Annotated in this window: 9 protein-coding genes; 1 reads left to right on the top strand and 8 read right to left on the bottom strand. The window is 57.9% G+C overall.

What is annotated here, in order from left to right; genetic code table 11:
- Positions 1–7: 7 nt before the first annotated feature.
- The 8 genes from IG629_RS01030 to IG629_RS00995 all read right to left on the bottom strand — a co-directional run bounded on the left by IG629_RS01030 (position 8) and on the right by IG629_RS00995 (position 11,833).
- On the bottom strand, positions 8–1,678 hold the full coding sequence (locus tag IG629_RS01030; protein ID WP_193170142.1) for a hypothetical protein: 1,671 nt from the start codon (positions 1,676–1,678) through the stop codon (positions 8–10).
- A gap of 341 nt (positions 1,679–2,019) precedes the next feature.
- On the bottom strand, positions 2,020–3,006 hold the full coding sequence (locus tag IG629_RS01025; RefSeq protein ID WP_319024987.1) for an oligopeptide/dipeptide ABC transporter ATP-binding protein: 987 nt from the start codon (positions 3,004–3,006) through the stop codon (positions 2,020–2,022).
- The gene (locus IG629_RS01020; RefSeq protein ID WP_193170140.1) at positions 3,003–4,010 is read right to left on the bottom strand and encodes an ABC transporter ATP-binding protein; all 1,008 of its coding nucleotides are present in this window, start codon (positions 4,008–4,010) and stop codon (positions 3,003–3,005) included. The genes IG629_RS01025 and IG629_RS01020 overlap by 4 nt, the downstream gene beginning before the upstream one ends.
- Complete coding sequence (locus tag IG629_RS01015) at positions 4,010–5,206, bottom strand: ABC transporter permease (protein WP_193170139.1); 1,197 nt, start codon at positions 5,204–5,206, stop codon at positions 4,010–4,012. Before IG629_RS01015 ends, IG629_RS01020 begins: the two co-directional genes overlap by 1 nt.
- Positions 5,207–5,210: 4 nt before the next feature.
- The gene (locus IG629_RS01010) at positions 5,211–6,221 is read right to left on the bottom strand and encodes an ABC transporter permease (RefSeq protein ID WP_193170138.1); all 1,011 of its coding nucleotides are present in this window, start codon (positions 6,219–6,221) and stop codon (positions 5,211–5,213) included.
- 106 nt (positions 6,222–6,327) lie between these two features.
- The gene (locus IG629_RS01005) at positions 6,328–8,376 is read right to left on the bottom strand and encodes an ABC transporter substrate-binding protein (protein WP_193170137.1); all 2,049 of its coding nucleotides are present in this window, start codon (positions 8,374–8,376) and stop codon (positions 6,328–6,330) included.
- Between the two features lie 215 nt (positions 8,377–8,591).
- Positions 8,592–11,171 carry a hybrid sensor histidine kinase/response regulator gene (locus IG629_RS01000; RefSeq protein ID WP_193170136.1) on the bottom strand — a complete coding sequence of 860 codons (2,580 nt, stop codon included), beginning with the start codon at positions 11,169–11,171 and terminating at the stop codon, positions 8,592–8,594.
- Between the two features lie 176 nt (positions 11,172–11,347).
- The gene (locus tag IG629_RS00995; protein ID WP_193170135.1) at positions 11,348–11,833 is read right to left on the bottom strand and encodes a bacterioferritin; all 486 of its coding nucleotides are present in this window, start codon (positions 11,831–11,833) and stop codon (positions 11,348–11,350) included.
- 300 nt (positions 11,834–12,133) lie between these two features.
- Here IG629_RS00995 and IG629_RS00990 point away from each other — a divergent pair, with 300 nt between their 5' ends.
- A complete protein-coding gene (locus IG629_RS00990) occupies positions 12,134–13,000 on the top strand; it encodes a 5'-nucleotidase, lipoprotein e(P4) family (RefSeq protein ID WP_193170134.1) in 867 nt (288 codons plus the stop codon).
- The last annotated feature ends 167 nt before the right edge of the window (positions 13,001–13,167 follow it).

Here is a 13,167-nt window from a genome sequence, read left to right as displayed (position 1 = left end):
CGTTCACTCACCCGAAGAAACCGCATCGATGCAGTTGCTCGTGGAACTTCCGCAGAGTGTTCGCCTGATCCTTGGGATCAGGAATTTGCGAGACCAGGTCCGCCTCGAAATTCGGCCGCTTCAGATGATTGACGATAATTTCGCGAGCCAGATTTGACGCTTTACCCTTCGGCAGCATTTCCGGCTGCACCATGCTTACCAGCATGAAGGCGCGGACATGCAGCGGCCGGTCCGACTTGTCGATCTTGTCGAGAATTTTGCCGTCCACGATATAGGTGGCGAGCAACTCGTCGATCCGCGTCATCAACTGTTCTTTACGATTGTCGGGCAGGGCTGACTTGTCGATCTGGTTAAAGATCGACGTGATCTTGGCCATCTTCTTGTTCGGCGGCAGCTTTTCCCGCACCAGATGATTCACCGAGGGTGAACCAACCAGAAGCGCATCGAGATGATTGTCGATCTCCGCGCCAAGCACTTCAGCGCCGAGTTTGCTTTCCAGCAGCGAAAGAAGATAGCCGGCCTTGCGCCCGGGATCGGCCAGCGTCGGCAAGACGGACGCCGCCGCCTCTTTCATGCCTTTCTGGCCACCCTTGTTGATGATCGTCGACTGGCGGGCGGTTACCGCTTCCGCCATGTCCGGGCCGCCGACGATGTTGACGTCCGGGATCAGTTTTTCCAGCAAACCGTGGAAGACTTCACGTTCCTCTTCCCGGTCGCCCTTGGAAAGCGGGGCCAGCCCCTCAAGCTGGCGGCGGACACGATCCACCAGAACCATCTTGCTCTCGGGAAGCTTACCCGCACCGATCAGCCTGTTCAGCTGGATGTTCGTGTATGCCGGATGCTCGATCGTCAGCTCTTCCGGCTCTTCGCCGACCGGCTCACCGTTCGCGAAACAGATCATCGTGATCAGCGCGCTGGCAAGATCGCGCTGATGTCCCAGCATGTCGCGCAGCACATCGGAATTATGGAGAATATCGGAAATGTAGATATCCAGCGCCGCTATCGTCGCCGGGTCCTCGGCGATCACCGCCCAATCGACAGCCTGCCCCAGCTTGCCGACAAAACTACGGTTTTCGACGAGCTCCGTCGCAAGCGCGGACCTGATCAGATAATCGAGTTCTTCAGGAGCGGCAGACGCTTTCAGTTCGGCCACACCCTCGTTGAGACCGACATCCCTGATGCGTGGCATCGGACGCTGCAGGGTCTTCTGTGCCAGGTGATTAATCTGGTCGACATAGGCGAACAAGGTGTCACGGCGTTCGTTCGCGTTCGTGTCTTCCAGCTTCGCGGCCTGGAAGGTCGCCACCTTCGCAACGGCGGAGAATAGCAGCGTGCCGTCATCCAGCAGGCGCTTCATCTCGCGCGCCGAATGCATCGCTTCGGTTGCTGTCAGATTATGTTTGTCGAGATAGGCCCGGAACAGACGGTTGATCGTCGTTCGGCCGTCCGTCGCATAAAAGTCCTCAAGCGTGTAGCAGACCGGCGCATCGTCGATATTCTGGATGAAGACCTTTTCATCACCCTTCGGCTTGATCCGCTCGAAGAGGATGTCTTCAGGGTTCAGACTATTAACAGGCTTGCCAGTATCGGATACGACCCGAACACCCTCAATCCCGGCTTGGGAGAGGATCTTCATCGCTTCGGCCTGAGCGCCATCCTTGGATGTCTCGGTGGCCATGATTGACCACGATCCATCCCGGAGCGTCAGTATCTCGAATACTTTATTTGAACTGCCAAACACGTGTGTACCCGCACTTACTTTCTGTCTTCAATCGACCAGTGCAGCGATGTTCTCTCGCGAGTTTGGCCGATATTAGCGCGAATTTATTGCTAATAGAATGTTAACAGTCTTACGCTCCAACTCAAGCGCGAATGCGACCGAATTGAAGTTACGGAATAAAATGCAATTCTTGTGCCTGTTCGCACAACACTCAAAATTTCGATAAATCTCAGTCGGTAACGGCATTATTCGGCCTTCCGCTCTCATAACCACGTATTCCTGAGAGACAGGCAGCAGGATTATTCTGCGAAGTGACAGGCAACTTTGTGCCCGGTTGAAAGCTCACGCCAAGCCGGTATTTCAGCGGAACAGCGATCCACGGCAACCGGACACCGCGTGTGGAAACGGCATCCGGAAGGCTTGTTCAGGGGGGAAGGAATCTCCCCCTCAAGCTTCTGTGCCCTGCCCCGGTCGTCCGGGTCAAGCGACGGGATCGCGGAAAGCAGAGCCTTCGTATAAGGGTGCTTCGGCGCGGTGAAAAGCTCCCGGCTCGGCGCCATCTCGACAATCGCCCCGAGATACATCACTGCCACATAGTCGCAAGTGTGAGCCACGACACTGAGATCGTGGCTGATGAAGAGGAAAGTGATGTCCATATCCTTCTGAAGTGACTTCAGAAGGTTGAGGATGTCGGCCTGAATGGACACATCGAGTGCAGCCACACTCTCGTCGGCAACGAGGAATTTCGGCTCGCAGACGAGAGCCCGCGCGATGGAAATTCGCTGACGCTGCCCGCCCGAGAAAGCATGCGGGAAACGCCGCAGATGCTCCAGATTGAGCCTGCACTTCGCTGCGATTTCGCGGACGCGCTCGTCCGTTTCCGCCCGCGACTTGGTGAGCTTCATCACCTCCAGCGGCTCGGCAATGATATCCCGCACCGTCATGCGCGGGCTGAGCGCCGCATAGGGATCCTGAAAGATAAGCTGTGCGCGGCGACGGTATTCCTTCAGCTCGGCCTTGGTCATCATCGCGACATCGAACTCGACATCTTCATCGCGATACCGCACCTCGCCATCCGAAATTGGCGCGGCCTTCAGGATCGCCCGCCCCAGCGTCGTTTTACCGGAGCCGCTTTCGCCGACCAGGCCAAAAAAAGATCCCCGGGGTATTTCAAGCGACACTTCATCGACGGCCTTAAGAACATTGCCCGCGCCGAGAAAGCCTTTGCCGACACCGAAATGAACGGAGAGGTTATTCACCCAGACATGACTGTCTTGAATACTCACGATACGGCCTCCAGGACAGACTCTACCGCAACGCAGGCGGCCTGGTGGCTCGCCGATACGCTCACCTCCCCGGGCCGGGCCGTATCGCAGGTCCCCGGGATAAATTTCGGGCATCTTGTATGAAACACGCAACCGTCTGGGCGTTCGAGCGGGCTCGGGATATCGCCGGGAACAGGCGTCAGCGGCTCGTCCAGATGGTCCAATTTGGGCAACGCGTTGAGCAGGCCCTGGGTATAGGGATGGGCTGGTGTGCGAATGACCTCACGCACGCTGCCGGTTTCCATCACCCGGCCAAGATACATCACCGCCACCCGGTCCGCCGTTTGCGCGATCACCCCCAGATCATGGGTGATGAAGAGGATCGCCATGCCGAACTCGCCGATCAGATCCTTCATCAGATCGATCACCTGGGCCTGGATGGTGACGTCCAGCGCCGTTGTCGGCTCGTCCGCGATCAGCAGCTTCGGCTTGGTCGAGAGCGCCATGGCGATCATCGCCCGCTGTCGCATGCCGCCGGAAAACTCAAAGGCGTACTGATCGATCCGCTTGCCGGCATCGGAAATACCGACCCGGTCCAGCATCTCGATCGAAAGCTCCCGCGCCTGTTTCTTGTTCATCGCGCTGTGCAGGAGAAGCTGCTCAACCATCTGGTCGCCGATGGTGATGGCCGGTGCGAAGCTCGCCATTGGTTCCTGAAAGATCATCGAGATGGCGCCGCCGCGCACGATCTTCAGGTCCTTTGCCTTCTGCAGCGACAGAATATCGACGGGGCCGTCATCCAGATTGAGCGTGATGCTGCTCTCCGGGCCATAGACCGTGTTGCCCGCATTCAGCTTCATCAGGGCCTTCGCGGTCACGGACTTGCCGGAGCCACTCTCGCCAACCAGCCCAAGCACTTCGCCCGCAGCAATATTGAAAGAGACATTGTCGACCGTGGTGATCAGACCTTCGTCGGTCTTGAACTGCACCGTCAGATTGCGGACGGAAAGAAGGGGGGCCGCCATCATTTGTGATCCGAATATGGGTCGGCCGCGTCGCGCAGCCCGTCGCCAACAAAGACGAAGGCCAGCACCATGCCGACGAAGAAAATAACCGGGATGAAGTACCACTGGTAATTCAGCAGCACGTCCGCGCTGGTGACGCTCTGCAGCAGCACGCCGAGTGAATTGACAGGCTCTTTCAGGCCGAGCCCGATGAAGCTGAGCGCTGTCTCGGACAACACCATGTACGGAAAGGAGATCACCAGATCGACGATGATGTAGCTGGTGAAGCTCGGCAGCAGATGGCGCCGGATGACGTGACTGGGCGAAGCTCCGCACATCTTTGCGGCCAGCACATATTCCTGGTTCCGCTCGGTCAGCAAATGTGTCCGGACCCGCCGTGCCAGTGTCGGCCAGCCGATGAAGCCGAGAATGATGGAGATGAAGAAGAACCGGGCTTCCGAACTCCACTCGTCCGGCACGAACGCAGCCAGCGCCATGAACAGCGGGATGGCCGGCACCGTCCGGATCGCATCCGTGAACATCTGCAGGACACCATCAACCCAGCCGCCAAAGTACCCGGAGACACCACCGATCACCAAAGCCAGTACGAAGCTGATGAAGACGCCGATAGTGCCCACGGCCAGCGAGGTATAGATCGCATGCAGGGTGCGGGAGAAGATGTCCTTGCCGGCATGGTCCGTGCCGAAGATATGAATGCCGCCTTTGTCCACGCCGAAGAGATGAGTGGTCATACGGAAACCCGGAATCGAGACGTCCAGCGCCTCGCCCGGCAGGTTCAGCTCGAAACTGAGCATCCGGTATTCCCAGCCCGTCGGGAACAGCTCGACATAGCGCCGCTGCTCCGTGTTGATCGACGTCACCCAGCGGAAGTTCGTCTTGATCGAGCGGGTCCGCTCCAGCGTGTGCAGGAAGGGCCGCAGGGAGCAGCCGTTGTGATCGCAGAACATCGGGATCTGCGGCGCGCCGTTCTGATATTCCTTGTCCCGGCCCGCGATGGTCGGATCGTAGGGCGAGAGAAACGGCGCGAAGAAACCCATGAGGACTATGGCGATCAGCACCATGCCCGCGATCATGGCCGCCTTGTTTTTCCTGAAGCGCGCCCAGACGAGCTGCATCTGGCTGGCCGTGAAATAGGCTTCCTTGGATTTCTGGTCTTCGCTTTTCACGGGGACGCCCGTGGATGTTTGATCGACCATCGCCCTAGCCCCCCATCACGCTTTTACGCACCCGCGGATCAATTACCGAGAGCAGGATATCGGTCACGAAATTAAGCGACACGATGGCGGCGGTCAGCATGAAGATGATCGCTCCCGCGAGCTGCTGATCGTTCGACCGAGCCAACCCCTCCAGCAGCAGGGATCCCGCCTCGGACAGGGTCAGGATTACCGCCACGATCGGCAGCTCATTGAAGACCCGGTTCAAATCGAAACCGAGAGAATTGATAATCGGGCCCAATGCATGGCGGGCCGGATAGCGCCAGAGAAGCTTGCCGCCGGTGACCCCGCGCGCCCGCGCCGCCGTGACATAGAGCTTGCCGTATTCGTCAGACATCAGCGCTCGCACCGTCTGCAGAGCGAAGGCCGTGGCGGACCAGCCGAGAATGAAGATCGGTAGCCAGGCGTGCGACAGAAAATCGATCACCCGGTCATAGGACCAGGGCGCATCGCGGAATTCCTTTGAGAACATCCCAGTCAGGGTGTCGCCGAAGACCATCGTGGAAAACAGCATGATCATCAGTGCCAGCAGGAAATTCGGCAGCGCGAGGCCAAGATAGGAGACCAGACGCAAGCTGTTGTTCAGCCCCGGGCTCGACACCGTTGCCGATATGATACCGACGGGCAATGCGATCAGGTAGGCGACCAGAAGGGCTGTGAAGCAGATCCCGAGAGAGATCCAGATCTTATCGCCCAGAAGCTGGTTGATATTGACGCGCAGAATGCAGCTGTCACCGAAGTCGCCGCGCAGGAACACATTGCCGACCCAACCGGCCCAACGCTGAATATAGGGCTTGTCGAGGCCGAGACGCTGCTCTTCAGCCCGGATATTCTCGATGCTGATCTGCTCGCCCTGGGTGTTCTTGAAAGCGAGATACCGTTCCGCACAGTTCCCCGGCACCATCTCCATCAGTGTGAAGACAATAAAAGAAACCAGCAGCAGCGTGAACACGGCCATGGCCGCGCGCGTGCAGGCAAATTGTATGAATCGCAGCATATCCCGCCCCCGTCGGTCTTAGATCGACCGATCTATTCAGGTCATCGATCTAAAACCGACGCGGCGGGACCAGAGCAAATGCCCCGGCCCCGCCGCGCGGCGATCATCAGCCTTCGTCAGCAAGGAACCATTGCTGCGGACGATAGGGATAGGTCCGGTAATACTCGTAGGACCAGGTCTTGAACTCCGGGAAGTTCTTCAGCGCGTTCCGATGATAGATCGGGTTCGGCGCCTGCACCGTGCCAAGGAAGAGCAGGTTCTCGGTCATGTTCTTCACAAGACGCTGTCCGATCTCGGCAGATTCTTTCGTTCCCACCGGAGCGGACTGGAAGGCATCAATGTCAGCCAGCATCTGATCGACATATGCCGGCGGCTTGACACCCTTGGTGCCGTTGCTGTCGACATATTCGGCCCAGAGCATGCCCGTGCGGCCACCGAAATAATTCTCGAACGGCGGCTGGAACAGCTCGGAATTGCCGAGCACGATGGCAAGCGGCTGGCCTTTCTGCCACATCAGCACATCAAGCTGGTTGGAGGACTGGGCCGAACGATATTCGTCCGGGGTCACTTCCTTCACCGTCGCCTTGACGCCGACATTGGTCCACTGCTGCGCGACCAGCTCAGCGAGCTGAGCCGGCATGCCCTGCGTTGCAAACTGCAGGTTCAGCACCAGCGGAGCGCCATTCGGCAGATCGCGGGTACCGTCACCGTCCTTGTCCACTACGCCGATCTCATCCAGCAGCTTATTGGCCAGAGCGGGATCAAACTGGGCGTAATGTTTTTCCCATTTCGGATCGACGAAATCCGGGGTCGGCGAAAAGGCGACATACTGTTTCGGCTGACCGAGATCGAAGAAGGCGACTTCGTTGATCTCTGCCCGGTTCATCGCCACCGACATGGCCTGGCGGAATTTCAGGTTGCCGAAAACCTTGCGCTTCTCTTCATCCGCCGAGGTGACGTTGAAGGCGAAGACCGGCATGGCGATGGTCGGCTTCAGGTCGACCGTGTAGCCGCCCTTTTCCTGATTCTCCAGCATGAGCGGCGCCGACGGAAGCTGCATGGACTGCGACTTGTAGTCGATCTCGCCGTTCACAGCTTTCAGGATGCGCACTTCGTTCTCGTTGATGTGCACTTCGTCGATTTCGTTGATGTAAGGGAGCTGGTTGCCTGCCGTGTCAACCATATGGAAGTACGGGTTCGCCACCAGGTGACGGCCCTCGGTCGATTCAGCCACGACGATGTGTGATTCCAGCGTCGGGTAAACGCCCTTCGGCATTTTCGGCGCTTTCGCCGGGTCGGACAGCATGATCGACGGGGTGTCGGTCCAGTCCGAGTTGCCGTAATAGGCGGAGATCACCGCATAACCGTTCTCGAAGCCGAGTTCCTTCGCCTTCTTGTCCGCATCCGCGTTGTATTTCGGATGGAACGTGCCGAGGAAATGCTTCGGCATGAAAGGCTGGGAATAGTGCGTCGCGAAGTGGGCGAGCAGGCCCGGCTTCGGCGCCGGCAGGTTGAACACCACGGTCTGCGGGTCCGGCGTCTCCACCGTCATCCGCTCACCGGCAACCAGCACGTAATCTTTCGGCTTTTTGATGATGTTCTCGTCGAACACCATGTCGTCGTACCAGAACTTGATGTCCTCGGACGTAAACGGTGCACCGTCGGACCATTTGTGGCCCTTGCGCAGTGTCATGGTCAGCTTCGTGAAGTCGCTGTTCCATTCCCAGCCCTTGGCAACGTTCGGCACGATCGTTGCGAGATCGTCGCTGTAACGAACAAGGCTGACATGGCGGACAGACAACAGGTCCGAAGTGCCGGCTTCCGGCGCGTTCGACAGACCGTCAAGAACACCGCCATAGGTGCCGATTTCGGCATAAGGCACGACCACCAGCGGTTCGGACGGAACACGTTCGGCAAGCGCCGGCAATGCACCATTGCCCTGGATCTTGCCGTTCAGGTCGGCCGCTTTCGGATTGCCGGCGAAGGCCAGCTTGCAACCGGCTGCGGCTTCGAATTCGGCCAGTTCATATTGCTGCGGGAAGGCACCAGCCTTCACGCCTTTCATATCGGCCACGGTAACTTGCGGGCAATCGGCCAATGCCGATCCCGCGAAGGCGCAGACAGCTACGCCAGCTAGAAGAAGTGTTTTGCGCATGAAGTCCCCCAAGGATTATGCAATCCGAGCTACTCACCCAGAACCCGGACCGACCGACGCTATTCCGCGTCTGTTAATATTGCAATGCAATACGATGACGCTTTTATGACAGTCGCGCCAGTATGAATTGTTGTCAATCTGAGCGCGTCGCACGCTCATAGGTGATTAGTTGGCACAAAAAAGGTGAGTTATTGGGTGCGGCGCAACATTACGAGTTAAGTGCGAGTAGCCGCAAACCGATTTATCGTGGAGATCAGCTCCACCGCCTCGAACGGTTTGCTGATATGGGCGTTCATTCCCGCGTCTATGCAGCGCTCGCGTTCCTCGGCCAAGGCATGGGCGGTCATGGCGATCACAGGAAGATCCGTGAACCCAAGTTCTGCGCGGATTTTTCTGGTCGCCGTTAAGCCGTCCATCTCCGGCATCTCGATATCCATCAGCACGGCCACATAGCGGTCGGCGCCCTCCCGCTTGAGGATATCGAGGACCTGCGCGCCGTTCTCGGCCACATCCGCTGTCATGCCGGCATTCGCCAGCACGCCGAGGGCCACCATCCGGTTCAGTTCGACATCTTCAGCCAGCAGTAGATGTATGTTCGGTGCTGCCGCAACGGGGCCCGTACGCGCGGCCTGAAGCCCGGTGCGCACCGAACGGCGGTCGGAAGCAGCCTCAAAGAATGCCATCATGGTATCGATCAGGAATGACGTATTGATCGGCTTGTGCACGCAATGCTCAATTCCAAGCGCTTTGAGATCACCGGCAATCCCCTGCATGTCTTCGGCGGAGACCATGATAATGGCCGGCATCGACTCCTGACCGCTCTCGGCCTCTATGCGCTTGATGGTTTCGACTCCATCCATGCCTGGCATACGCCAGTCAATCAGAACGACCGCGTATGGCCCGCGGGCCAGGGCCTTCCGATACATCTCGACGGCTTCCTGCCCGGACGCCGCCACATCGACTTTGAAACGCAGACTTGTCAGCGCCTCGCTCACGGTATCGCGCACGACGCGGTTGTCGTCGACGACGAGCACCCGGATCGCCCGCGGATCGATCCCCTCGAAAGCTCGGCGCGGCACGGCGCTCGCGACCGGTTCATAAGGCACACGAAAATAGAACCGACTGCCTTCACCCGGCGAACTTTCCAGGCCGATACTTCCGCCCATGGCATCGATCAACTGGTGTGAAATACTGAGACCGAGACCGGTTCCGCCATGAGTCCGGGTGATCGATTGATCTGCTTGGGTAAAAGGCTTGAAGAGACGATCAATCTGCTCTTCACTCATGCCGATCCCGGTGTCGCGAACCGAAAATGCCAGCCACTCTTGTCCGTCTTCGTTTATGCGTGCGGCATCTACGATAATCTCGCCGCGTTCGGTAAATTTGGCGGCGTTTCCAACAAGGTTGATCAGGATCTGTCCAAGCCGTAACGGGTCGCCGCGTAGAGCGGACGGGATATTCCGGTCCACGGTGACAATCAGTTCGTTAGCGTTTTCCTCTATCTTGCTGCTTACGACCGTGGTCAAGTTCTCAAGCATGTCGTCGAGATCGAATTCAATCGATTCGATCTGAAGTTTACCGGCCTCGATCTTCGAGAAATCCAGAACATCGTTGATAAGACCAAGCAGAGAACGCCCAGCGCGGGCGACCCGCGAAAGATGACCGCGTTGATGCTCCGAAAGATCAGTCTTGAGGACGAGGTCCGTCAGACCGATGACCGCATTCAGCGGCGTGCGGATCTCGTGGCTCATCGAAGCGAGAAACTCGGCTTTCGCCTTCTCACCGGCTTCAGCCGCCGTACGCAGGACCGTCTGCTCCTCGGCAAGCCTGGCCAGATCGGTGTTTGAGTCCCGCAATTGGGCAAGGACCCGCGTCTGTTCACGATCAAGAGCAAGAATTTTCCAGAGGCTCAGCGTCCCCGCGATCAGAATAAAAAGCAGAACAAAACCCGCGCTCCACCAATTCTCGGCACTCTCTGCATCGATAAGACCCGGCTCGACATACCCGACCAACCGCCAGACCGATCCCGGAATGTCCACACTGGCGCGTATTTCGCCAATCTCGCCGTCAGTTAACGAGATCTCACGATGCGCCGCGATTCTATCCCGTGCACCGTCAGCATTGATTTCAATCAGATAGTCCCGCTCGCGATGGACCAGCGTCAGATAGTGACCCGGACTTTGGTATGAACGGATCAGGGATTGCAGAACATCGGGATAAAAGCTGACGAAGAACACGCCGTTCAACCGTTCGCCACTACGCCACGGCGCCATAATGTCGAAATGATAGTTGTTGGCCTGAGGATGGATGACAGTCTTGTACCCAGCGTCAGGCGTATCTGCGACGAGCCGGGAAACGTAGGATTGGATATTATCCTGGCATTGACGGCCGACGAAACCTTCCAGATCGTCGATCAGATCCTCACCGTCACGGTCCGCAAGTGTGAACGTGAAATAACTCGGGAACCAGCGCTGCAGGCTGTCGTCGACCCGGGTCCGCAGACTCTCGTCTCCGACATCTTCCGCGTAGGCCTCGAGTAAATCCCGATTATCAAATGCGAAGGCCTCGACGAGGCGCTGACGTCCGGTGACAAACTGCTCCACGGCGTTCGCCGCTTCCTGCACCTCGGACGTCAGGATCTCGGTATGCCGGTTCTCAATCTCTGAATTCTGCAGAGCTGCGAAATACAGCGACGCGCCGGCAACGAGGAGAACAGCCCCCACGACAAGGGCAACCGTTGCGCGCGTGCCGCCTCTTTCCTCGACGGCACGCGTATCATTCTGATTTTCTGTCATATAAACGCGTTATCAGCCTCAGAACTCGATCACCAGCGAAAGCACTCCGGTCTCTGAATAAAGCATCGACAGCTAGTCACACGCTCAAACCAGCAAATCCGAATATAAGTGCGGAGCCGATCGGGACTCTAGGCAACCAACGCTAACCGAGTGTTAACACTCGGCGAAACAGATGGTCAGTCTTCCTGAGCGCCAGGCACGGACATGTGCTTGGCGATGTAGGCAGGCTCGCCCATGCGAGCAACAAGACTGAGCTGCAGCTCCAGCCATGACATATGGCCTTCCTCGTCCAGCGCGATTTTCTCGAACAGCACGCGGGAGCCGATATCGCCTTCTTCCGCTGCTTCACGCGCCGCTTCCGTATAGAACTTGATGGCGCCTTTCTCGTCTTCCAGATCGGCCTGGAACATATCGTTCAGGGACTGGGCCCTGGACGGAGCCTTCTCGAACTTCAGTTCCGGATTGCCGTTCAGAAACAGAATACGCTCAATGAACGCATCCGAATGCCCGAGTTCCTCCTGCATCTCCTCACGCATCTGGGCGGCAAGCCGATCGATGCCCCAATCTTCGAGGACATGCGCATGAAGCTGGTACTGGTGCGCGGCCGTCAGTTCCATGCCGAGCGCGGTTTGCAGATTTTTCAGGGTTTTCTTGCTTGCCATAGTCGTACCTGTCTCCGTTCTTGCGGTTAAGTCTCCGGGGATTAAATGCGCCGAAACGAGATTTGTTCCAGACGTGGGGACTTTCGTCATTTACATGGTTTGACGCGAAAACCGCAACCATAGGTCATAATGTCGCTGGCAGGTCCAGCCCCAACCCAGCGCGTCCTGTTCCACTCTCCCGGCCAGCAGGACAGCGGCTCAAACGCACTAGCACTTCATTACAAATTCATGACAGCATATGCGCCATGCCGGGGCATGGCTCGCCCTTGCCACGGCCACGGGTAACGAAAGGGTCAAATCATGCAACGCCTTATCAAGACGACAGCACTCGCCGGCTTCACCGCCGCCGCCCTCTCCTTCGGCGCGGCCGGCGCCGCGAGCGCGGAAGACATCAAGGGCCATGACGGCCTGAACGCCACCTATTGGACGCAGAATTCAGTCGAATACAAAGCCAACGCCTATGCGCTCTACCAGCTCGCCATGCTGCGCCTCGATCAGGCGCTGGCCGACAAGAGCTGGACCGCTGCGCTGGAGCAGAGCGGCGATTATCAGTCCAAGCCGCCGGCGGTGATCCTTGATATCGACGAGACCGTGCTCGACAACTCGCCCTACCAGGCATGGATTGTCGAGAAGGATAAGTATTACAGCTCCAAGACTTGGGGACCGTTCGTGGAGAGCCAGACCTCCCGCGTCATTCCGGGTTCGGTCGAGTTCACCAAATACGCCAAGTCAAAAGGTGTGAAGGTTATCTACGTTTCAAACCGCAAGGCTCCGGGTGAAGACGCGACACGCGCCAACCTGAAAAAGTTCGGCTACCCGGTCGACGAGGACACTGACGTTGTCCTGCTGCGCGGCGAGAAAGACGAATGGAAGTCCTCCAATAAAACGCCGCGCCGCGAACATGTGGTCGCCAGCTATCGCGTGCTGCTGCAACTCGGCGACAACCTTGGAGACTTCACCGACGAGAACGTAAAGGGCTCTCCGTCCGAGCGTCTCGGCACCTACGAGAAGCATCAGGCGATGTGGGGCAAGCAGTGGATCATGTTCGCCAACCCGACCTACGGCTCATGGGAAGGCGCGGCGATCAACAACAACTGGAAAGCATCCGGGTCCGAGAAACGTGCCATGAAACACGCCATCATGGATGAGTGGGAAGGCCCGAAGTAATCCATCAGGTCACCTTCGAGCGTTACATCAGCAGCCCGGCTTTGCCCGGGCTGCTTTTGTTTTGGGCGCCTCCGGCACCTTACAGAAACACCGAATCATCGGATTGTTGACAATCCAACAAACGAACATGAATATCCTGCACGACGCGCTACACAGCTGGACCGATC

The sequence above is a fragment of the Nisaea nitritireducens genome (assembly GCF_014904795.1).
In the GTDB taxonomy this organism is placed as follows: domain Bacteria; phylum Pseudomonadota; class Alphaproteobacteria; order Thalassobaculales; family Thalassobaculaceae; genus Nisaea; species Nisaea nitritireducens.
Note: the sequence above shows the minus strand (reverse complement) of the source record. Positions and strands in the feature narration are given on the sequence as shown.